The organism is Rhizobium leguminosarum (assembly GCF_004123835.1).
Classification (GTDB): Bacteria; Pseudomonadota; Alphaproteobacteria; order Rhizobiales; family Rhizobiaceae; genus Rhizobium; species Rhizobium leguminosarum_M.
This window is the reverse complement of sequence record NZ_MZMU01000019.1, coordinates 348344-369632: the sequence shown is the minus strand read 5'-3', so window position 1 is coordinate 369632 and position 21289 is coordinate 348344. Positions and strand designations below refer to the sequence as shown.

Annotated in this window: 18 protein-coding genes and 1 pseudogene; 7 read left to right on the top strand and 12 right to left on the bottom strand. The window is 61.4% G+C overall.

Annotated elements, in window-relative coordinates; genetic code table 11:
* Positions 1–179 precede the first annotated feature (179 nt).
* From B5P46_RS28660 to B5P46_RS28625, 8 genes are all read right to left on the bottom strand, one after another.
* Positions 180–920 (bottom strand): metallophosphoesterase family protein, encoded by a 741-nt coding sequence (locus B5P46_RS28660; protein ID WP_129421669.1) that lies wholly within the window; start codon positions 918–920, stop codon positions 180–182.
* Between the two features lie 2 nt (positions 921–922).
* Entirely contained in the window at positions 923–1279 is a 357-nt protein-coding gene (gene uraH / locus B5P46_RS28655; protein ID WP_129421668.1) for a hydroxyisourate hydrolase, read from the bottom strand.
* Complete coding sequence (locus tag B5P46_RS28650; protein ID WP_129421667.1) at positions 1276–1776, bottom strand: ureidoglycolate lyase; 501 nt, start codon at positions 1774–1776, stop codon at positions 1276–1278. Before B5P46_RS28650 ends, uraH begins: the two co-directional genes overlap by 4 nt.
* Before the next feature lie 5 nt (positions 1777–1781).
* Positions 1782–2144 (bottom strand): HepT-like ribonuclease domain-containing protein, encoded by a 363-nt coding sequence (locus B5P46_RS28645; RefSeq protein WP_129421666.1) that lies wholly within the window; start codon positions 2142–2144, stop codon positions 1782–1784.
* Entirely contained in the window at positions 2141–2641 is a 501-nt protein-coding gene (gene uraD / locus B5P46_RS28640) for a 2-oxo-4-hydroxy-4-carboxy-5-ureidoimidazoline decarboxylase (RefSeq protein ID WP_129421665.1), read from the bottom strand. The genes B5P46_RS28645 and uraD overlap by 4 nt, the downstream gene beginning before the upstream one ends.
* Complete coding sequence (gene puuE / locus B5P46_RS28635; RefSeq protein ID WP_129421664.1) at positions 2641–3564, bottom strand: allantoinase PuuE; 924 nt, start codon at positions 3562–3564, stop codon at positions 2641–2643. Before puuE ends, uraD begins: the two co-directional genes overlap by 1 nt.
* Before the next feature lie 115 nt (positions 3565–3679).
* The gene (locus B5P46_RS28630) at positions 3680–4387 is read right to left on the bottom strand and encodes a DUF1045 domain-containing protein (RefSeq protein ID WP_129421663.1); all 708 of its coding nucleotides are present in this window, start codon (positions 4385–4387) and stop codon (positions 3680–3682) included.
* A gap of 114 nt (positions 4388–4501) precedes the next feature.
* The gene (locus B5P46_RS28625; protein WP_129421662.1) at positions 4502–5680 is read right to left on the bottom strand and encodes an NAD(P)/FAD-dependent oxidoreductase; all 1179 of its coding nucleotides are present in this window, start codon (positions 5678–5680) and stop codon (positions 4502–4504) included.
* On the opposite strand from B5P46_RS28625, the gene mnmD reads away from it, so the two are divergent.
* Complete coding sequence (gene mnmD, locus B5P46_RS28620; protein WP_129421661.1) at positions 5679–6437, top strand: tRNA (5-methylaminomethyl-2-thiouridine)(34)-methyltransferase MnmD; 759 nt, start codon at positions 5679–5681, stop codon at positions 6435–6437. The genes B5P46_RS28625 and mnmD overlap by 2 nt on opposite strands.
* Before the next feature lie 14 nt (positions 6438–6451).
* On the opposite strand, the gene B5P46_RS28615 is transcribed toward mnmD, so the two are convergent.
* On the bottom strand, positions 6452–9847 hold the full coding sequence (locus B5P46_RS28615; RefSeq protein ID WP_129421660.1) for a PAS domain-containing hybrid sensor histidine kinase/response regulator: 3396 nt from the start codon (positions 9845–9847) through the stop codon (positions 6452–6454).
* Positions 9848–10166: 319 nt separating this feature from the next.
* On the opposite strand from B5P46_RS28615, the gene B5P46_RS28610 reads away from it, so the two are divergent.
* Positions 10167–10475 (top strand): hypothetical protein, encoded by a 309-nt coding sequence (locus B5P46_RS28610; RefSeq protein ID WP_129421659.1) that lies wholly within the window; start codon positions 10167–10169, stop codon positions 10473–10475.
* A 121-nt stretch (positions 10476–10596) separates the two neighbouring features.
* On the opposite strand, the pseudogene B5P46_RS28605 reads toward B5P46_RS28610, so the two are convergent.
* Together B5P46_RS28605 and B5P46_RS28600 are read right to left on the bottom strand one after the other, a co-directional pair.
* Positions 10597–11981: pseudogene (locus B5P46_RS28605) on the bottom strand (MFS transporter).
* A gap of 186 nt (positions 11982–12167) precedes the next feature.
* Positions 12168–13112 (bottom strand): dihydrodipicolinate synthase family protein, encoded by a 945-nt coding sequence (locus tag B5P46_RS28600; protein ID WP_164986562.1) that lies wholly within the window; start codon positions 13110–13112, stop codon positions 12168–12170.
* A gap of 163 nt (positions 13113–13275) precedes the next feature.
* Here B5P46_RS28600 and B5P46_RS28595 point away from each other — a divergent pair, with 163 nt between their 5' ends.
* From B5P46_RS28595 to B5P46_RS28585, 3 genes are all read left to right on the top strand, one after another.
* A complete protein-coding gene (locus B5P46_RS28595) occupies positions 13276–14304 on the top strand; it encodes a LacI family DNA-binding transcriptional regulator (protein WP_129421658.1) in 1029 nt (342 codons plus the stop codon).
* 72 nt (positions 14305–14376) lie between these two features.
* Positions 14377–15492 (top strand): DNA alkylation repair protein, encoded by a 1116-nt coding sequence (locus tag B5P46_RS28590; protein WP_129421657.1) that lies wholly within the window; start codon positions 14377–14379, stop codon positions 15490–15492.
* A 246-nt stretch (positions 15493–15738) separates the two neighbouring features.
* The gene (locus tag B5P46_RS28585; protein ID WP_129421690.1) at positions 15739–17466 is read left to right on the top strand and encodes a DEAD/DEAH box helicase; all 1728 of its coding nucleotides are present in this window, start codon (positions 15739–15741) and stop codon (positions 17464–17466) included.
* 96 nt (positions 17467–17562) lie between these two features.
* Here the strand turns inward: B5P46_RS28585 and B5P46_RS28580 are convergent, their stop codons facing one another.
* Positions 17563–18462: a DMT family transporter gene (locus B5P46_RS28580; RefSeq protein WP_129421656.1), complete on the bottom strand. Its 900-nt coding sequence runs from the start codon at positions 18460–18462 to the stop codon at positions 17563–17565.
* A 476-nt stretch (positions 18463–18938) separates the two neighbouring features.
* Between B5P46_RS28580 and B5P46_RS28575 the strand changes: the two genes are divergently transcribed.
* Together B5P46_RS28575 and B5P46_RS28570 are read left to right on the top strand one after the other, a co-directional pair.
* Entirely contained in the window at positions 18939–20348 is a 1410-nt protein-coding gene (locus B5P46_RS28575) for a circularly permuted type 2 ATP-grasp protein (RefSeq protein WP_028740803.1), read from the top strand.
* On the top strand, positions 20348–21289 hold the full coding sequence (locus B5P46_RS28570) for an alpha-E domain-containing protein (protein WP_011653079.1): 942 nt from the start codon (positions 20348–20350) through the stop codon (positions 21287–21289). The genes B5P46_RS28575 and B5P46_RS28570 overlap by 1 nt, the downstream gene beginning before the upstream one ends.

Below are 21289 nucleotides of genomic sequence, written 5' to 3'. Positions count from 1 at the left end.
TCTCGACGCAACGGTGTCAGTCGGGCATTCTTATGGATGTTCATTCGGAGTGATCCTGGAAAACTGAGGTGTGGTAACTCCAGTCTCCTAAATCCGCTCCGAATGGACAACCTCCTGAAAGCTCACATCTAGATGCATGATGTCGCCCGAAAACTGCTCCCACTTTTCGGCATCATGCTCTATCTCACCCAGCCCGCTGCCAGCGCACCCGCCCAGTCGGCACGGCCCCTTTCGGCGGCCAGTGCCGACATCGCCATATGGTCATAGGCGACCGTTCGGAACTGCCATGTCCATCCGCCCGCCGCCTTTTCCAGAATGGCATAACTCGCCAGCGGATGGCCGGCCTCCACCTTGTGGTAATAAGGCAGCTCGTCGTCATAGGCCGGGCAGCCGACGCTGCCGGGATTGACGATCAGGCGGCCATCGGAGAGACGCACGGCGCGGGGAATATGGCTGTGGCCGCAGAGGATCAGCGGCAGGTCGATGCCCTCGGCCAGCGCCTCGATCGCTTCGATCGGCTTCAGGAAGACGAAGCCCTCCGGCGAGACCGATTCCAGCCAGTAGAGATTGTCGTCCTTCGGCGTCGCGTGGCAGAGATAGACCTCTTCGCGATAGACTGTATCGAACGGCAGGCCGCGCAGCCAGTCGAGATGGGATGGCGTCAATTGCCGATAGGCGGCGGCATCCGAAGCATGCATCGAGGCCGGATCCTGCTCGATCAGATAGCGATCATGATTGCCGCGAACCGAGGTCAGGCCGAGCGGCATCAGCAGGTCTGCCGTCAGCCCGGCCTCCAAAGGGCCGCTGAAGAAATCGCCGAGATTGACGATCTCCTCGATCCCCTGCGCATGAATATCCGCAAGCACCGCCTCAAGCGCCAGATGGTTGCCGTGAATGTCGGCGATAGCGGCAAAACGCATCTCTAGCTGCCTCGGTAGGTGGAATAGCCATAGGGCGAAATCAGCAGCGGCACATGGTAATGCGCCGTGACGTCGGCAATGCCGAAGCGGATCGGCACGAGATCGAGGAAGGCGGGATGCGGCAGCGGCGCGCCGCTGGCCCTCAGATAATCGCCGGCGTGGAAGACCAGTTCATAGGTGCCGGCTCGAAAATTTTCACCAATGAGGATAGGGCCGCCGTCAACCCGGCCGTCGGCATTGGTCTCGACCGTCTTCAGATGCCTGCGGATCTCGCCTTCGAGCTGGAAAAGATCGATCCTCAAGCCCTCGGCCGGCTTGCCGAGAGCGGTGTCGAGAACATGCGTGGTCAGTCCGGTCATGGGGCTGGCTCTTTGATGATAAAAGGGGTTTCGAAGAAGTATTCTTCCAGATTGTTGCCCGGCCCGTCGCGATCGACGACCAAGAAGTCTGAGGCTTGGCCGAGCGCCATCAGCGGATGATGCCAGATGTTGCGGCGATAGTTCACGCCCTGGTCGCCTCGCGCCAGAAACACCTGAGGCCTGCCCGGGCAACCGTCCTCATCCTCGGAGACGACAACGAGAAAAGGACGGCCCGAGACCGGCGAGAAACTCTGACTGCCGAGGGGATGGCGCTCCATCATGGCGACTTCGTAGGGGAAGCTGCGCGGCTGGCCGCGAAAGAGGTTGATGATAACGCGTGCGCCCTCGCCCGTCGCCTCAGTGGCGGCAAGCGCATGAAAACGCTCCGTCGTGCCGCCGTTGATGAGCCGCATCGAGGCGAGATCGGCTTCGATCACCTCGCCGAAGGGAGCAAAGGCGGATCTCGTAAGCGGACGGATGTTGAGATGTGGGGGCAATCGCTTCACTCACCTTGGGCATGCCAATGACGTATGGCATCGATCGCGGAAAGAAGCTCCGGCAGCGTGCGATAAGTCGCCTCCCAGATGTCGGAAGGATCGAGATCGAAGACACCGTCGAGGATACGGTTGCCCGTGCCGCAGATTTTCGTCCACGGCAGATCGGGGTGCTCGGTCGCAAATTCCGGATGAGTCACCAGCAAGCGGGATGCTGCGGCACCGATGGTGAAGTGGCAAAAGGTGACCGCCTTGAAAGTGAGCTTGTCCCCGGCGAACGCCGCCCCATCCATTCCGCCGACGAAAGACAGCGCTTCGGATGCCGCCTCATACATCTCATTGAGATAGTCGATCGCGCGCCGCTCGTTCATTCAGCCTCCGGCAGCATCGACGTCAGGCGCAGCAGCGCGATCCGCTCGACTTGCGCCGTCGCGGTCGCAAATTCTTCGTCCCTGCCATTGCCGATCCGTGTTTCGAAGGCCGACAGGATATCGTCCTTGCCGAGCCCCTTGACGGCGATGATGAAGGGAAAGCCGAATTTTTCGACATAGGCCGAATTGAGTTCGGTGAAGCGGGCATGTTCGGCCGGGCTCAGGCGGTCGAGGCCGGCACCGGACTGTTCCTTCCGGCTGTCTTCGGTGAGTTCGCCCGCTATCGCGAGGCGCCCGGCAAGGTCAGGATGGGCGCTGAGCACGCCGAGGCGCTCCTGCGGGCTTGCCGCCCGGAAGACAGCGGAAAGGGCCGCATGCACGCCGGCCGCCGTCAGCGGCTCCGTCACGTGGCCGGCGTCATAGGCGCGCTCGGCGATGAAAGGCGAATGTTCAAAGACGCCGCCGAAGCGGGAGACGAAATCCTCGCGCGGCATCATCAGAGCGCTTCCGGCTGATGGTGCTTGTGCCAATGCTCGGCGATCTCGATGCGGCGCGGAATCCAGACCTTGTCGTGCTTCAGCACATATTCGATGAAGCGCTTCAGCGCGGCTGCCCGGCCGGGACGTCCGACGAGGCGGCAATGCAGGCCGACCGACATCATCTTCGGACTGCCCGCCTTGCCTTCCTCATAAAGCGTATCGAAGGCGTCCTTCAGATAGGTGAAGAACTGATCGCCGGCATTGAAGCCCTGCGGCGTCGCAAAACGCATGTCGTTGGTTTCGAGCGTATAGGGGATGATCAGGAAGGGTTTCCCGTCGACGCCCTTCACCCAATAGGGCAGGTCGTCGGCATAAGAATCGGAGGAATAGAGGAAACCGCCCTCCTCCTGCGCCAACCGAAGCGTATTGTCGGAAGGCTTGCCCTGATACAGGCCATAGGGCCGCTCGCCGGTAAGTTCGGTATGCAGGCGCACGGCTTCGAGGATATGCTTGCGCTCCAGATCTTCAGGAAAATCCTTGTATTCCAGCCAGCGGTAACCGTGGCTGGCGATCTCCCAGCCGGCCTCCTTCATCGCGGCGACGGCCTCGGGGTTGCGGGCCATCGCCAGCGTCACGCCGTAGACGGTTGCCTGCACCTTGAGATCGGTGAACATCCGCCAGAGCCGCCAGAAGCCTGCACGCGAACCATACTCATAGATCGATTCCATGTTGAGGTTGCGCTGCCCCGGCCAGGCGGCCGCGCCGACGATTTCCGACAGCAGGTTTTCCGAAGCCGGATCGCCGTCGAGAATCGAGCTTTCGCCGCCCTCCTCGTAATTGATGACGAACTGCACGGCGACGCGTGCCTCGTCCGGCCATTTCGGATCGGGCGTCAGACGCCCGTAACCGACGAGATTGCGCGGATAGGTCTCGGATACCATCAAATCACCTTCTGAAAAGACGGGGAACGGTAGCATCCGCAGCCGGAATGTCGAGACGGAAACTGCTCGGACGGATTTTGCCTTTACGGCACAGGCCTTTAGCTCATCGCCAGATTCAAGCGATTTTGCGCGCGCTGACCTTGCCCATCGGATGCAGCGAATGAACGCGGAAAGGACCGCCAGTGCCCTCTTCGATCATCAGGGCAACGTTGGAAACCATTACAGGTTCGCAGAGGACAGGCTCGAAGATCGTCCGCAACGCCGGCTCGATGCGCGGCATGTCGATCGCGTTGACGGGGCCCGTCACAGGCATATGGAAGCGGAACTCCTCCATCACATAGGGATTGCCCCAGCGATGAAGGTTGGCGAACTGTGCCGCCGACAGCCCGTCCGGATCACTGCGTTCGATCTCGGCCTCGCTGAGCGGTGCGCGGAAACGATCGAATTCCTGCACGATCGCCGACGCGAGATACTGGATCTGCTCGCAGGGAGTGCTCGGCAGCAGGCTATAGAAATTGCCGAGCCGGGCGACTTCGATACGCGGAATCTGAAAGGGAACGAAGGTCCCGGAAAAACGCATCAGATCGCGCAGGAGTTGCGATTCGGGCATGTCGTGGGACAGATGAAAGGGCGCCTTCAAAACACCGTGAAAGCCGTAGCGCCGCGGCACGGCGGTATGGAAGGCGATCTCGTGAATACCGAGGCCACGAACTGCCGGAGGCTCCATCATATCGCCCGAAAACACGTTTCGGCCAAGCCAATTGGCGGCCACGAGCGACAACGGGTCGCTCGCCGGAGGCGTGAAGCAAATGGCATAGCGCATGCAATTTCCTCCATCAAGGAAGTGAGCGCCGTTCAGATCCGGCGCTGTCGATGCGCAAGCAGATAGGTGATTTGCATGACAGAATAACGAAACGCAGCGGCGTCTAATTCACGTTTAACGTGAAGCCGCCGCGATGTGGCTTGAAATTGCGAAGCTTTCCGGCAGCAAAAATCCGCAGTCTGTATCGCCTGCGATACATATCGCCACCTCCGCCAGCCGGTGGGCGAGGCCGAAGCTGACCTTGAAGCCGCCGGTCAGCGCGATCAGGCGCCGGTGATCGGGGTGGCGGCCGATCATTGGATCCCGGTCGATCGCCTTCGGACGAAGCCCCGCCCAGCGCTCGACAATAGGGGCGTCGCGAAGCGTCGGTACGATACCGCGCGCCGCCTCGATCAGCACGTCGAGCTGGACGTCGGTGGATGTAGGATCGTCAAAACGGTTCTCACTGGTGCTGCCGATTGCCGCGTGCCCGCCTTCATGCGCGACAACATAGAGCCCGTCGAGGAAGATCGTCGGCAGCGCCGGGTCGATATAGGCTTTCAATAATGCCGCCTGCCCCTTGACCGGCTGGCCGAGCGGTTGTTTCAGCCCCGGCGTCAGGCCCTGCAGCAACGGAAAGGACTGATGACCGGCGGCCAGGATGCAGTGATTGAAAACGATGGTTTCGCCGTTTATTGCGGCTGTACCGCGATCGGGATCGAGGCCGGCAACCGTCGCTTGCTCCAGGATACGAACATGCTTTGCCCGCCGCAGGAAGGCGATAAGCGCTGCGACCAGCAAGCGGGGAGCAACGCGGGCGGCGAGCGTGTCGTGCACGAAGCCGCTCTCGCCGGCAGACGCCTCGATCCAACCGTCTACATCAGGCCCGTCGAGCACATGCCAGTGGAAGCGGCGGTCGCCCGCCCGCCAATGGCGTTCGGCGTCCTCGAAATGGCCGCGCGCTATTGTGTTGAGATGCGGCTTCGGCAGCGGGATCAGCCGTCCGGAACGGCGGTAGCCGGCGGAAAGTCCGGTTTCGGCTTCGAGCGCGGCGATCTCGGTTTCGAGCGAGACCAGCGCATCGAACTGGAACTGCTTCTTCTCCGACCACCGGTCCGGCATATGCGGCATCAGCGCGCCGAGCAGGCCGCCGCTTGCACCTTCGCCCAATCTGCCGGCGTCACTGATAAGAGTCCGGATTCCCCGGCGCTCGGCATGGACGGCAGCCCAGAGGCCCATGATGCCGCCGCCGACGATCAGCAATTCGCAGGACGATTGACCTGAGACCGGCGCAGGACTATCGGCTTTTTCCATGACAGACGTGAATCCCGATCAGATTGGCGCAAGCGCGCCGCAGCCGCTCGAATGGCGCGACGGCGATATGCCCTATTCCACCGCCTTTGGCGATCATTTTTATTGCCAGACCGACGGGCGGCTGGAATGCGGCCATGTTTTTCTCGCCGGTAACGGCCTGCCGGAGCGCTGGAACCGGCGGCAGGCATTTCTCATCGGTGAGCTCGGCTTCGGAACCGGCCTGAACTTCGCCGAGACCTGGCGGCAATGGAAGCTCCACCGTGCAGACGGCCAGCACCTGCATTTCACCTCCTTCGAACTTCACCCGATGCGCGGCGAAGAAATCGGCCGGGCGCTGTCGCACTGGCCGGAGATCGATGCAGAACGCGAAGCGCTGACAACGGCGTGGCCGCAAGCACCTGATGGCATCGTTGAGCTCGATCTCGATGCCCAGACGACGCTCCGCGTCGTCTGCGGTCATGCCTTGCAGGGCGTCGCGGCAGCCAAGCCCGGCTTCGACGCCTGGTATCTCGACGGCTTCGCCCCATCGCGCAACAGCGATATGTGGTCGGAGGAACTGATGCGGCTCGTCTGTGAGAAAAGCGCAGCCGGCGGCACTTTCGCCACCTATGCGGCGGCGGGCTTCGTGCGCCGCAACCTCATCGCCGCAGGCTTTACCGTCGAGCGCCGCAAGGGCTTTGCTGGCAAGCGCGAAATGCTCTGCGGCGTAAAAATATTGGGCGCTGAAGCGCTACCCACCAACCATCGCCGTTCATAAAAATTATCCGGAGATCAGTAACTGGTGCGCTCCGGCTGCTGCTCACTCGTTCCGAGCCACTGGCGGATTTTTTCCTCGAGCAGCTCGGGGCTGATCGGCTTCGACATGTAGTCGTCCATGCCGGCGTCGAGGCAGAGTTCGCGGTCGCTTTCGAGCGCATGGGCGGTGACGCCGATGATCGGCACCCGGTGGCCCTGGCCCTTTTCCCGCTCGCGGATCGTCTGCGTCGCCTGATGGCCGTTCATGACGGGCATCGAGACGTCCATCATGATGATGCGCGGCGTATGCCGCTCCCAGGCGGCGACCGCCTCCTCGCCATTGTCGACGACGAGGAAGGAAAGACCCGTGCCTTGCAGGATCTGCGTGAAGACGATCTGGTTGACTTCGTTGTCCTCGGCAACGAGCACGTCGACGAATTCAGCGGCCCGCCTCTGCGGCACAGGCGCAGGCGCCGGCACGGCCGCTTCCGTCTGCAGCCGGGCAATCTCGGCCTCGGAAGCCTGCTTGACGCGGCTGGCGCGCACCACTTCGACGACGGTGTTGCGCAGCACGTTGGCGCGCGCCGGTTTCATCAGATGCGCGTGGCCGTTCAGCGCCGCGAATTCCTTTTCGGTACCCGAGATATCCATCGACGTCAGGAAGATGATCGGCAGTTCGACGAAGCGGGGATCGGCGCGCAGCCGGCGCGCGACATCGGCGCCGTTCATATCGGGCATATGATAATCGAGAACGACGGCATCGACGGTGACGCCGAGATTGGCCGCCGCCTCCAGGATCGCAAGACCGGTACCGCCGCCTTCTGCGGCCACGCCGTCGAAGCCCCAGAGCGACAGCTGCTCGGTCAGGATGCGCCGGTTCACTTCATTGTCGTCGACGACGAGGATACGCGCGCCCTGCACGTTGATCGGCAACGGCTTCTGCTCAAGGCGGGCAGCCGCGACCGCAAACGGCAGGTTGACGGTGAAGACCGAGCCCTTGCCCCATTCGCTCTCGACGTTGAGATAACCGCCGAAAAGGTCGACAAGCCCGGCCGTGATCGCAAGACCGAGGCCGGTTCCCTCATGCCGCCGGGTCGATGAGGCGTCCACCTGCGAGAATTTGTCGAAGACCGATTCAAGCTTCTCCGACGGGATGCCGATCCCGGTATCCTCGATGCGGATGCTCGCCATGATCTCGCCGCCGGCGGCCGGCTGGAAGCCGACATCGACGAAGACATGGCCGCGCTCGGTGAACTTGACGGCGTTGCCGACGAGATTGGTGACGATCTGGCGGAAACGCCCGGCGTCGCCGATCACGGCGGCGGGCAGGTCGGGCGCGGCTCGCACCAGGAGCTCGATGTTCTTCTCGGCGGCGTGCGAGGACAAGAGTGTCGCCACGTCCTCCACCGCTTCGGTGATGTCGAAGGCGGCTTTGCGCAGTTTCATCTGCCCGGCGTCGATCTTCGAGAAGTCGAGGATATCGTTGATGATCGTCAGCAGCGCATTGCCCGACTTGACGATGATATCGACGAAGGTCTTCTGGCGCGTATCGAGATTGGTCTTGGCAAGCAGTTCCGCCATCCCAAGCACGCCGTTCATCGGCGTGCGGATCTCATGGCTCATATTGGCGAGGAATTCGGATTTGGCGCGATCGGCGGCTTCGGCGCGCGACAGCAGCTGGCGCAGCTCCTCCTCGCGGCTCTTGAGGTCGGTGACGTCGGTAAAAAGCGCCACCCAGTACTGCCTCTTGCTGACCGTCGCATCCATGTTCACCCAGCGCTCGCCGCCGACATGGAAGACGGTGGAAATCGGCAGCCTGGCCGCGATATTATCGCGCCAGCCCTGCAGGATTTCGGCCGCCGCATCATGGAAGTCGCCACGCGCCGCGCAAAATTCGAACATGCCAATCCAGCCCTCGCCAGGCTCGAGATAGGTGGCCGGAATCTGTAGGATGTCAGAAAGCGCCTCATTGGACATCTTGATAATGCCGTCCTGAACGATGGCTAGGCCCTGCGGCATGGCATGCGTCGCGTCGCGCATCATCTCGCCGAGATGTTCCAGCGCGGCGCGGGCCTCGTGGACTTCATTTTCCCGCTCACGCACGGCCGTGATGTCGGCATAGGTGAGCAGGATACGGTCGTTCGAGATACGGCGGCTATCGAAGATGACGGATTTGCCGCCTGCCCAGCCGAGCTCGATCGGCTCGGGCTCCTCGGTCTCGAACAGGTGCTTGCGGAAATCGTAGATCTCCTCGGGCGTCTGCGTGCCGTCGTAACGACCGAGCTCATAATTGCGGCGGATGACGTCGATGAAGGGGCGGCCGTCGAAGGGATCGTCGAGTGGCAGCTCCCAGATGCCGTAGAACTCGTCGTTGACGTAGAGGATCCGGTGGCCGTTATCGAGGATCAGCACGCCGACCGGCAGCGAGCGCAGGATATTCTCGATATCCCGGTGCAGCACCTCTTTGTGTTTCTGCGCTTCGATCAGCGCCTTCTCTCGTTCCTTGAGTGGCGAGATGTCCGAAAAGGAGCCGACGACATAGGGCCGACCATCCGCTGTCACGACGCGGTTGACGCGCGAGAGGACGGAATAGATATGGCCGTCCTTGCTCGGCAGCAGGCTTTCGATCTCCTTCGACTTGCCTCCTTCCAACGCCAACAGGTTTTCCTGATAGATCGCCTCGCCCCCGTCCGGACCGAACATTTCGTGTTCGGTCATCCCAAGGACCCGAGAACGGCTATGGCCGCTGAAGGTCTCGTAATATTGATTAGCGTAGACGAGGCGATGCTTCTCGTCGCGCACGAAGGCTGCAACCGGGAGGTCCTCCAGGATGGTCCGCAGCAGGTCGAGCTCATTGACGCTCTCGTGCCAGGCCGTGTCGCTGACAGCCGCAGGCTTTGCGCCGTTGCGATAGGCGGCGTTGACGACCAGCGGCCGGCCATCTTCGGCAAAGATGCCGATCGGCTGGTCGAGCTGTTCCAGCGCCTCGCGCACGCGGGCGAAATCGGCGGCGCCGCCGGCGTCGCCAGTCATCCGAGGATCGCCGGCGATCCCAGGGTTGCCAATCGTCCGACGCGGCGGCTCGCGCACTTCGAAAATGCCGAGCACATAGGCCCGATCCGGCGACGGCGAAAAGCTTTCGATCTGGATGCGCTCATGGCCGAGGCCTGCCGCATCGAAGCAGACGGCGTTTTCCTCGGTGCCGAATACTAGCGCGCGGCGTTCCTTGTCCTCGCGCTCCTCTTCCTCGGGGCGGTCGAGAAGCTCGCGGCTGCGCCTGCCGATGAAATCGGAGATCTCGCGGCCTAGAAAGCGGGCATAGGCCTCATTGACGGCGATATAACGCAGCTCGCTGTTCTTGACATAGGCCGGGGTATCCAGATCAGCGATCCGGCGGCAAGCCAACTCCAGAAGTTCCCCGGCTGATTTCAAAAAATATCGCTCCCGCAATGAATGAAATATCGACTACAAAAACTATAACGCCAAGGCTTTTAACAAGGTTTTAACCATAAATTTCGACAGCGGAATTTTACAAGCCGGCTCACCAAGCCGAAGATAATTCGGGATTACCAGCCCCCGCTTGCACGAGACTGAAAGGTCGCCCGCCATAAATCCTTTCGATGTCGGGATCCGTTGAAATCATGACGAAAATTTAATGCCGAAAGCGCTTGCGCGGCCATTGCGCCGCCGCGATCCGGGCCGAGTCTGCGGCATGGCTTTATGGAAGCCATGCCCATGAAAGGAAAATACCATGTCCGTTCTTCATAAAACCATGGCGACGGGCCTGATTGCGCTGACTTTTGCCGGCGCCTCGCTCGCCACCGCCACCACTGCCGATGCCCGTCCACGCGATGCCTTCTGGGGCGGCCTTGCCGCCGGCGTCGTCGGCGGCGCCCTGCTGTCGGAGGCCGCCCGTCCCGCTTACCCTGTTTACCCTGCCTATCCTGTTTATCGCCCCTATCCCGTCTATAGTACCCATTACCGGCCGTCCTATTGCCATATCGAATGGCGGCACGATCGCTGGGGCGAGCCCTACCGCGTCAAAGTCTGCCCGGAATAGGAAAACCGCATCCGGCGCCGCTTGACCTCCCGGCGGCGCCGACTCAGTGTCCTCAACGACGACCAAAACTGGCGGATTTTCATCCGCCAGCTCAAAGCCGATCAGACCGTGTTTTAAACCGTTACGGAGAAAGCTCCTCCAGCACGCGGTCCTTGGTTTCTACCGCAAACAACATCGTGATGATTGCACCGACGATCAGAATGGCTGCGAAGCTCGCAAAGACATACTGGATGCCCATGGAAGACATCACGGTGCCGACGAGGATCGGGCCGGCCGATGATCCCAGGCGAAGCCAGGCACTGCCGGTTCCTGTTCCCAATGCCCTGAGGCGCGTGGGGTAGATCTCTGCCGAGTACAGGTAAAGGGAGAATGTGACGGTCTGGACGATCGCATAAGCGAGGCCGCCTAGAACCAAAACCTGGATGGGAGAGGTCGCGCCGAGCCATGCGAGAGCCAGCAACGGCACAGGAGCGAGAAGCAGCGCACCGGTATACCAGCGCTTGCGTCCCACTTTGTCGATGAGCAGCGCGCAGATGACGGCGGCGATCACGCCGCCGACCGACGTCAGGAAACCATAGAAGATGCTGGTTTGAAGAGGCAGGTTGAAGACCTGTCGATACAGGGTCGGCAGCCAGGTGATCGTACCGTTGGCCACCGTATAGGCGGTAAACCACATTGCCCAGATGGAAAGCGTCCGCTTCAGGTAAATGCCCTGGAAGAGCTCGCGCCAGTCCGACTTGCGGCGGACCGGCGCCTGGATGAGCTTCGGTTCGGGCAATTCCTTGCCGGCTGCACGAGCACTTTCTTCCATGCGGGTAACGATAGCGTTTGCTTCGCCATAGCGGCCGTTGGCAGCCAGCCAACGCGGTGATTCCTTCAGGAACCAGCGCAGAGGAACCATGATGATTGCGGGAACGAGACCGACGACGAACATCGCCTTCCAGCCGTAAACCGGTACCATGAAGTAACCGATCAGCCCGGCACCGACGAGGCCCAGCAGGAACATGACCTCATAGAGGAGGAAGAACTTGCCGCGCCCCTTCGACCCGATCAACTCGTTGATATAGGCGCTGGCGACCGGAACCTCGCCACCGGTGCCGATCCCCTGGACGAAACGGAAGGCCATCATCATGCCGGCCCCGGCAGCAAACAGGCATGCGACATCCATGCTGACGAAGAGCAGGATAGTGAACAGAAGAACTTTCAGCCGGCCACCTTCTCGGCGAGCCAGCCAAACAGGATCGCACCGATCAACTGCCCCAGATAGCCCATCGACAGGATCATGCCGGTCTGTGAGGGTGTCAGGCCCCATTCGCGCACGAGGACGGGCATGGCATAAGCGATGGCGATGACCGTGTAGCCGTCGAAGAACGTTGCGGCGCCGACGATGTTTCGCGCCCAGAATACCTCGCGGGTGATGGGAAGGCGCTCCAGACGAGCGCTGATTTCGGCCTGAGGATCAGCGGCATTCGCAGTCTCAGCCGGTATTGGCTGCATGACATTCATTGGTTCCTCCTTCTCGCCCGGTGGCCTACCACTCTCCCGGCCAGGGGCGCTCCTGCTTGATGATTGCTGCTGCGCGTCAGTTCGTCCTGTCAGGGCAATGGCCTTCAAAGACGTTCAAGTCTGCCTCGGCGGGTTTCCATGGTTTCCTCCTCCCTTCGCAATGCGTGCGCAGGGGCGTCAAAGAGGTCACTCGGCAGCCAGCAACTGGTCAACGCGACCGATACCGGCGGCGTCGAAGGCGGCAAAAATCTCCGCTTCGGCCTTTTCGCCAAGGCTCTTCAGCGGCTCGCGGATCGTAGCGTGGTCAAGGATACCACGGTGCACGAGGCCGAGTTTCAGGGCCACAGTGCCTTCCATATGAGAGCCGCGGTGATAGACGGCACGCGTCACCGGAAGAAGGCGTTCGAAGATCTTGCGCGCTTCCGGATAGTCCTGCGCCTTGCCAGCTTTGATCAGGTCGATCAGCAGCTCCGGCGCGATATTGCCATAACCGACGAGCAGACCGTCGACATCGAACATGGTTGGCAGCAGCCATTCATCGTGGCAGCTCAGAACCTGCAGCTTTGGATTGGCTTTCTTCAACTCCGGAATTTCGACATACCAGCGCTTCATATTGCGCACGCCGTTCTTGGTAGCGACGACGCCTTCCTGGGTGGCAATCGCAAGCTGTGTATCGAGATCGTATGATGCCTTGGTGGCGTCGGGATATTGGAACAGGATGCACTGGAGGCCAGACTCCTGCCAGATTGCCTTGTAGCGATCCTGAGGCGCTCCCTTTTGAAAGCCGAAACGCAGCCAGCCGTGGTTGGGATAGACGAGCGCGCCGGTGGCACCCGCGGCCTTGCATTTCCTGGCCTCTTCAGCGGCGACCTTGGTGCCTTCACCGGTAATCCCGGCAATGATCGGAACGGCACCGTCGACCGCTTCGACATAAGTGCGGATCAGAGCAAGCTCCTCTTCGGTGAGGAAGGTGCCCTCGCCGGCATGGCCGAGGATGACAAGGCTTTTGACGCCTTCCATCGAGACCAGCCATTTGGCGAGTTTGGCGTTGGCTTTGTGATCAACTTCACCGTCGCGGGTGAAAGCGGTAACGGGGGCCGGGCTCAGCCCGCGCATATCCATCGGTTGCATATTGGTCTCCTCCTTCGTGCGATCGCGGTTCACTCGCGACTGCTATAGGATCGTTTACGGGAACGTTCCCACTATCGTTCTCGAATTCCCTGGAGTCAATATCTTTTTTGGTGCATGCTGAGAATGGCGACGGCCGATTGCCGACTCGAATGGAAAAGGCTCAATGAATTCAAAGACGGATGAAGTTCCGGGGCAGACCCGCGTCACTATTCATGGCGTCGCTGCCGCAGCCGGCGTCTCCAAGTCTACCGTGTCCCGCATTCTGGACGAAAGGCTTCCCCGCTCCGACAGCGGGACCGCGCGTCGCGTGCGCAAGGTTGCCGAAGAGCTGGGATACGTTCGGGATGTTTCTGCAGCGAGCCTTAGGCGCGGCAATACAATGACAATCGGGGTGATCGTGCCCAGGTTGACGGATACGGTCATGGCCATGCTTTACGAAGCGCTGGCCAAGGCCTGCAGCCGTAGTGGCCGCTTCGCGATTGTCGCAACGACCGACGACAAGCCAAAGGCAGACCGGCTTGCGGCCGAGTCTCTGCTGAAGCGCGGTGTCGATGGACTGATTCTTTCGACAGCGCGGGAAGACGATGACTTTCCGGACGAGCTTGCAAAACGCGGTATTCCTTATGTCCTGGCACTCCGGACGGATGGCCACAGCCTCTCGTCGGTCGGCGATGACAGGCTCGGTGGTTACCTCGCTGCCCGCCATCTCCTCGATCTCGGCCATCGCAGAATTGGTGTCATTGCCGGTCCATCCTATGCCTCCAGTTCGCGGGGACGCGTGGAGGGTTTCCGGCATGCTTTGGAAGAGGCTGGATTGAATGCAGATCCCTCATACATCATTCCCTCGACATTCGGCATCGAGTCCGGTGCGGTAGCCGTCGAGACACTGATGCATCTCAGTCCGCGCCCAACCGCTATTTTCGCCGTCAACGACAATACCGCCATCGGCGCCTTGTCGGGACTGACGAAACTCGGCCTTTCCGTGCCGCAGGACATCTCGATCGTAGGCTATAACGACATTCCGATTGTCAGCCACCTCCCCACGCCGCTCACGACGTTGCGGGTGCCGTTCGAGCAAATTGCATCAAACGCCCTTGATCTTCTTGCCGGTGACAACAGCCCTGCCGACGAGCGTATTCGGATCTCGGCCCCAACCCTCATTCCACGGAAATCGACGGCACCGATACGCTAAAGCTCGCGCCACGCAGACCATGCTGCCCCCATGCGGGCAGCATGCGGCGGCCGCATAGAGAGGAAGGCCAGCATGCCGGAACCGCTCAAGAACCTGCTGCATGAGGCATTGGTGGGCGATATGGCCGATCGCATTGCCGGCAACGCGCCGTCCTTCGACAGAAACCGCTTCGTGACACTGGCGACCGAAGGCCTCACGGCACTGGAGCTGATGGAGCGTTCGGCCCTGATCCGCGACGCGCTGTTTGCCACGCTTCCCGGTGATTTCCGGGAGGCTGCAGCCATGCTCAAGGCGAGCCTGCCCGCCGCCGGCAGGCCGGGGCTCTCCGGTTGGATGCTTCTGCCGGTCAATCAGTTCATCGCCGCACGCGGCCCCGATCATTTCGATCTCGGTCTCGATCTCCTGAAGGCGCTGACGCCGCATTTCACCGCCGAATACGGCATTCGCCCCTTCATCCATCGCGACCAGCAGCGCGCACTGGCGATCATCTCCGGCTGGGTCGGCGATCCCGACCAGCACGTGCGCCGGCTGGCGAGCGAGGGAACGCGGCCGCGCCTGCCCTGGGCGATGCGTCTGCCGCAACTCGTCAAGGATCCGGCGCCGATCCTGCCCATCCTGACCGCGCTGATGGATGATCCGGAGGATTATGTGCGCCGCTCCGTGGCCAACAGCCTGAACGACATCGCCAAGGACCACCCGGATCTGGTCGCCGCCTTCATCGCCGACCATATAGACGGCGCTTCCTCCGAACGCCGCTGGCTGCTGAAACATGCCTCGCGCACGCTTCTGAAGAACGGCCACGCGCAGGCGCTCGCCAATTTCGGCTTTGCCGCGGCCGCTTCCCTCAAATGCGAACTGCGGCTCCAGAATGCAGAGGTGATGTTCGGCGCAGGGCTGGATTTCGAAATCCGCGTGACGAATGCCGGCGAGATCACGCAATCGCTGATGATTGACTACGCCATTCACCATGTGAAGAGCGACGGTTCGCTCTCACCCAAGGTCTTCAAGTGCAAGGCGATCTTGCTCGCTCCGGGGCAAAGCCATACAATTGAGCGCCGCCACGCCATGCGGCCGATCACGACGCGACGCTATTATCCAGGCGAACATCGCATCGCCATCCTCGTCAACGGCGCAGAGACCGCATCACAAAGCTTCGTCCTCGTCATGCCCTCACCTGACCCAGCTTGAGGCTTTCTTGTGCACCGCACTTGACTTTCCACGCGAACTAGCCCAAATGCGGGTCAGCTTTCACCCTTCCGGCCGCCGCGTGAGCGTGCCCCTGCTGAAAAATACAGATGCAGGAAGAAGGGACAAAAGCGCATTTCGATAGAGCGCCGCACTCCCATTAGCGGCCAGAAGCGCTGGAAAGCTTTTTCCAACTCACAAGTTCCCACTTCACGCGGGGTTCTTGACGCCAGAATGAAACCGGATCGCATGGTGCGTTCCGGCGATAGTCATTGTGGCGCCCCGAAAGGTTATACCTTGACTAATTTTGAATCGCTTGGTGTCTCCAAGCCGATCGTCGCTACTTTGTTCCAGCTCGGCATCGAAACGCCGACGCCCATCCAGGAACATGCCATTCCCCTCCTCCTCGAAGGCCGCGACCTGATCGGCCTTGCCCAGACCGGCACCGGCAAGACCGCCGCTTTCGGCCTGCCGCTGATCGAAAAGCTGCTCGCCGACGAACGGCGCCCCGACAACCGCACGACGCGGACGCTGATCCTCGCACCGACACGCGAACTGGTAAACCAGATCGCCGAGAGCCTGAAGAAGTTCATCCGCAAATCGACACTGCGCATCAATGTCGTCGTCGGCGGCGTCTCGATCAACAAGCAGCAGCTTCAGCTTGAAAAAGGCACCGACATTCTCGTCGCCACGCCCGGCCGCCTGCTCGATCTCATCAATCGCCGCGCGATCACGCTGACTGCGGTTCGCTATCTCGTGCTCGACGAAGCCGACCAGATGCTCGACCTCGGCTTCGTCCACGATCTGCGCAAGATCGCCAAGATGGTGCCGAAAAAGCGCCAGACCATGCTCTTTTCGGCGACCATGCCGAAGGCAATCGCCGATCTCGCCGGCGAATATCTCGTCGATCCCGTCAAGGTCGAAGTCACGCCCCCGGGCAAGGCTGCCGACAAGGTCGAACAGTACGTCCATTTCGTCGGCGGCAAGAACGACAAGACGGAACTGCTCCGCAAGTCGCTGACCGAAAACCCTGACGGCCGCGCCATGGTCTTCCTGCGCACCAAGCATGGTGCCGAGAAGCTGATGAAGCATCTCGAAAACATCGGCTATTCCGTCGCCTCGATCCACGGCAACAAGAGCCAGGGCCAGCGCGAGCGGGCGCTGAAGGCCTTCCGCGACGGCAGCATCAAGACGCTGATTGCCACCGACGTCGCCGCCCGCGGCATCGATATCCCGGCTGTCAGCCACGTCTACAACTACGACCTGCCTGAAGTGCCTGACGCCTATGTGCATCGCATCGGCCGTACGGCGCGTGCCGGCCGCGACGGCATCGCCATCGCTTTCTGCGCCCCCGACGAAGCCAAACTGCTGCGTGATATCGAGCGCCTGATGGGCATCGACATCACTGTCGCAAGCGGCGAAGCGCCGGCAAACATCAGCGGCGGCCCCCGTCGCGCCAACGGCAACGGCAACAACCGCAATCGCAATGGCGGCCAGGGTCGCGAAGGTCAGGGTCGTGGCGAAGGCCGTGGCGACCAGAATCGCTCCGAGCATCGCGGCGGCCGCCAGGAACGCCGCCCGCGCCGCGAAGGTGAAGGCAGCGAAGTCCGCGCCGGCGGCGAGGAGCGTCGTCCGCGTCCGGAGCGCCCGACCAGCCGCAACGAGGATTTCCGCGGTCAGCGCCGCGGTGAAACGACCCCGGATCTCGGCCCCGACAACGATCTGGCCTCGACCTCCGATTTCCGCGCCTCTGCAAAGCCGCAGCGTCCGGCCCATCACGGCGCCCATGCCAATGGTGAGCCGAGCGGTCATCACCGCGGCAACAGCCGCCATGCCCACGGCCGCCCGGCCCGCAAGCACGGCGAGGACCGCGGCCCGCAGCAGGCCCAGGCCGGCGAACCACGCCGCGACGGCAACGGCGGCAACCACCGCGGTGGCTCCCGCAACGGCGGAGGCCAGCGCCGCGAACGCGCCTGATCGTTGAAAGATTGAAAAGCAAAAAGGCCGGGGATCTCCGGCCTTTTTGTTATCTAGCGCATCGTGCTTTGGGCGTCCGAAAGGACGCACGGCGCTCTAAACCTCCGCAGGCCTATGCTCGCTGGACGCCCTGCGGTTCGTGAGATAGACGCCTGTCACGACCACCACGGTGCCGACGATCAACGGCACGGTCAGCGGCTCCCCGAAGGCGATGAAGGCTTCGAGAGCAACCGCTGGCGGCATCAGATAGATCAGCGAGGCGGCGCGTGACACCTGACCCCGGCGGATCAGATAGAGCAGCAGTCCGACGCCGCCCATCGATAGACCGAAGACCGACCAGATGAGCGCGCCATAGGCCTGCGCGGCGCCGTCGAAATGCTGATGCTCGAAGACCAGCGAAAGCGGCAGGGTGAGGATCAGCGCGCCGACATATTGCAGGGTCGCAATGGTTCTGAGGTCGCCGGATTGCAGGTGTTTCTTCTGATAGAGCGTGCCGTAGGTGACGGATGCCATGGCGACGAGGTTGATCGCCAGCGGCAGGGCGGCATGCGTGAGATCGGCGGTTGCCGGATCGAGCAGCTTCGGCGAAATGGCGATGGCAATGCCGACGAAGCCAAGGGCAAGGCCGAGCTTCTGAGCCTGCTGCAGCCGCTCGCCGATGAGGAAGGGAGCGGCCATTGCCGTCAGCAGCGGCTGCAGCGCCGCGATGATGCCCGATATGCCGGCCGGCACGCCGTTGGCGATCGCCCACCAGAGGCCGGCGAGATAGAAGCCATGCAGGAAGAAGCCGGAATAGACGGCGCGCAGCGCCGTCGCCCGGCTCGGCCATTGCGCCCGCACCACAAGGCAGAGCGCCAGGAATGCCGCCGCCGACAGCGCATAGCGTATCGAAAGAAAGGTGAAGGGCTCGGAATGCAGCGAGGCGTATTTCGCCACCACCCAGCCCGTGGACCAGAGCAGGACGAAGACGGCGGGGGCAAGGCGATCGAGGGACATGGAGCGGCTCGGGAGAGAAGAGGTTGCCGTGCTGATAGCCTCACCCGGCCGCCGTCGTCAAAGGCGAAGCGTTGATGCTTATCTGAAATTTCGCTGATGGCTGGGGTGAGTGGATTGGCCGGAGGGATGATACTTTCAACATGACGAACGGGCCGTCGGCAGATCGACATTATGCCACCGCAACGAAGAATCGCCGGCGATCTTCCCGCTCTCCGTCATCCCTGCGCTCGTCACAGGGATGACGGACCGTGTGGTGAGGCTGAGCTCCCTTCATATCTGCTGAACGAAAAACAATCACATGCTCAGATTTTGCGCAAGCATCGAGATCCACTATCCGCCATGCCGCACCGCATCACTTTAAATGCCCAGATTTTCACCCGTTTCCCGCAGCGCAAAATCTTTTCCTCGAAATGCGCATGGTTCTTGCATTGCCATTTGCGTTGTATTCAAATGAACAAAAAAGGGGAGCCGAGCCTTTGGCATTTGATGAAATGATTACCGGGGACGAAAGCCCTCGCCCGCCTTATGAAAAATACTTCGAGTGGTACAACAGCCAAGACCGGGCGCATCTGATTGCCAAATCCCGCGATGCGGAAAACATCTTCCGGAAGACCGGCATCACCTTCGCGGTCTACGGCCATGCCGACAGTTCCGAAAAACTCATCCCCTTCGACATCATTCCCCGCATCATCTCCGCCCGCGAATGGCGCAAGCTCGCCCAAGGCATCGAGCAGCGAGTGATCGCGCTCAATGCCTTTCTCGACGATATCTATCATAAGCAGGAGATCATCCGCGCCGGCCGCGTTCCGCGCGAGCTGATCGAAAACAACGTCACCTTCATCCCCGAAATGATCGGCTTCCGGCCGCCCGGCGGCGTCTATACCCACATCGTCGGCACCGACATCGTGCGCACCGGAGAGGACCAGTTTTACGTGCTGGAGGATAATGCCCGCACGCCCTCCGGTGTCAGCTATATGCTGGAAAACCGGGAAACCATGATGCAGATGTTCCCTGAACTCTTTCATGAGAACAAGGTGCAGCGTGTCGAGGATTATCCCTATCTGCTGCGTCAGAGCCTCGCCTCGCTCGCCCCTCCCGGCTGCAAGGGCAAGCCGCGCGTCGCCGTGCTGACGCCGGGCATCTACAATTCCGCCTATTACGAGCATTCGTTCCTCGCCGACATGATGGGCGTCGAACTGGTCGAGGGCGCGGATCTGCGCGTCATCGACGGCAAGGTGAAGATGAGGACAACACGCGGTTACGAAGCGATCGACGTGCTCTACCGCCGCGTCGACGACGACTTCCTCGATCCCCTGACCTTCCGGTCCGATTCCGCGCTCGGCATTCCCGGCATCATGGATGTCTACCGCTCCGGCAACATCACCATCGCCAATGCGCCGGGCACCGGCATTTGCGACGACAAGGCGATCTACTCCTATATGCCCGAGATCGTCGAATTCTATACCGGCCGCAAGGCGCTGCTCGAAAACGTGCCGACCTGGCGCTGTTCGGAAGCCGACAGCCTGAAATATGTGCTGGAACACCTGGAAGAGCTAGTGGTCAAGGAGGTGCACGGCTCCGGCGGCTACGGCATGCTGGTCGGCCCGACGGCGTCGAAGAAGGAGCGTGCCGATTTCGCCGAGAAGCTGAAGGCCAAGCCGAACAACTACATCGCCCAGCCGACGCTGTCGCTCTCCACCGTGCCGATCCTCGTCAACAAGGGCATCGCGCCGCGCCATGTCGACCTTCGCCCCTATGTGCTTGTATCCGACAAGGTACAGATCATTCCGGGCGGGCTCACCCGCGTGGCGCTGAAGCAAGGCTCGCTGGTGGTCAATTCCAGCCAGGGCGGCGGCACCAAAGACACTTGGGTATTGGAGGACTGATGCTCGGAAGAACAGCAAACGGCCTCTACTGGATGTTTCGTTACATCGAGCGCGCCGAAAATATAGCCCGCCTGATCGATGCGGGGTTGCGCATGTCGCTGACCCGCAGCAGCACCGGCGATGACAATTGGGATGGCGTTCTACAAAGTGCGGGCGTGCGCGAGGCTTATGACGAAGGCCACAACAAGCTGACCAATGCCGACGCGATCGACTATCTCCTGCGCGATCGCACCAATCCGTCGAGCGTCATGTCTTGCATCGATTCCGGCCGCAACAATGCCCGCATGGTGCGCACGGCGCTGACGCGTGAGACCTGGGAAGCCACCAACGAATGCTGGATCGACTTGAAGTCCCTGCTCGAAAAACGCGTCAAGGCGGCCGAAATGCCAGAGGTGATCGATGTCATCAAGCGCCGCGCCGGCCTCATCCGCGGCGCCTTCCATGGTTCGACACTGCGGAACGAGCTCTATAATTTTGCCCGCATCGGCACCTTCATCGAGCGGGCCGACAATACCAGCCGCATCCTCGACGTGAAATATTACGTGCTGCTGCCCTCGGTCTCGGCCGTCGGCTCCTCCCTCGACAACGTGCAGTGGGAATCGATCCTGCGCTCGGTCTCGGCGCACCGCGCCTATAGCTGGGCCTATGACGGCGAATACCGGGCGATGAACATCGCCGACTTCCTGACCCTCAATGTTCAGATGCCGCGCTCGCTTGCCTATTGCTACGAGAAGATCGTCAGCAATCTCGGCTATCTGGCCCAGGATTACGAGGAACGGCTCCCTGCCCACGATACCGCGGATTCAATCCGCACCACGCTGCAGACGAGGGCGATCCGGGATATCATGGATCAGGGCCTGCACGAGTTCCTGGAGGATTTCGTCTCGCGCAACAACAAGCTCGGCGCGGAAATTTCCGACGGCTACCGGTTCTATGTATAA

Excerpts from the sequence above, each read along its gene's own strand:
- B5P46_RS28570 (WP_011653079.1), top strand. The coding sequence starts at position 20,348 with ATGCTCGGAAGAACAGCAAACGGCCTCTACTGGATGTTTCGTTACATC.
- B5P46_RS28590 (WP_129421657.1), top strand. The coding sequence starts at position 14,377 with ATGCCGGAACCGCTCAAGAACCTGCTGCATGAGGCATTGGTGGGCGAT.
- uraD (WP_129421665.1), bottom strand. The coding sequence starts at position 2,641 with ATGATGCCGCGCGAGGATTTCGTCTCCCGCTTCGGCGGCGTCTTTGAA.
- B5P46_RS28600 (WP_164986562.1), bottom strand. The coding sequence starts at position 13,112 with ATGCAACCGATGGATATGCGCGGGCTGAGCCCGGCCCCCGTTACCGCT.
- B5P46_RS28585 (WP_129421690.1), top strand. The coding sequence starts at position 15,739 with ATGGTGCGTTCCGGCGATAGTCATTGTGGCGCCCCGAAAGGTTATACC.
- B5P46_RS28645 (WP_129421666.1), bottom strand. The coding sequence starts at position 2,144 with ATGAACGAGCGGCGCGCGATCGACTATCTCAATGAGATGTATGAGGCG.
- B5P46_RS28625 (WP_129421662.1), bottom strand. The coding sequence starts at position 5,680 with ATGGAAAAAGCCGATAGTCCTGCGCCGGTCTCAGGTCAATCGTCCTGC.
- B5P46_RS28610 (WP_129421659.1), top strand. The coding sequence starts at position 10,167 with ATGTCCGTTCTTCATAAAACCATGGCGACGGGCCTGATTGCGCTGACT.
- mnmD (WP_129421661.1), top strand. The coding sequence starts at position 5,679 with ATGACAGACGTGAATCCCGATCAGATTGGCGCAAGCGCGCCGCAGCCG.
- B5P46_RS28630 (WP_129421663.1), bottom strand. The coding sequence starts at position 4,387 with ATGCGCTATGCCATTTGCTTCACGCCTCCGGCGAGCGACCCGTTGTCG.
- B5P46_RS28595 (WP_129421658.1), top strand. The coding sequence starts at position 13,276 with ATGAATTCAAAGACGGATGAAGTTCCGGGGCAGACCCGCGTCACTATT.
- uraH (WP_129421668.1), bottom strand. The coding sequence starts at position 1,279 with ATGACCGGACTGACCACGCATGTTCTCGACACCGCTCTCGGCAAGCCG.
- B5P46_RS28660 (WP_129421669.1), bottom strand. The coding sequence starts at position 920 with ATGCGTTTTGCCGCTATCGCCGACATTCACGGCAACCATCTGGCGCTT.
- B5P46_RS28580 (WP_129421656.1), bottom strand. The coding sequence starts at position 18,462 with ATGTCCCTCGATCGCCTTGCCCCCGCCGTCTTCGTCCTGCTCTGGTCC.
- puuE (WP_129421664.1), bottom strand. The coding sequence starts at position 3,564 with ATGGTATCCGAGACCTATCCGCGCAATCTCGTCGGTTACGGGCGTCTG.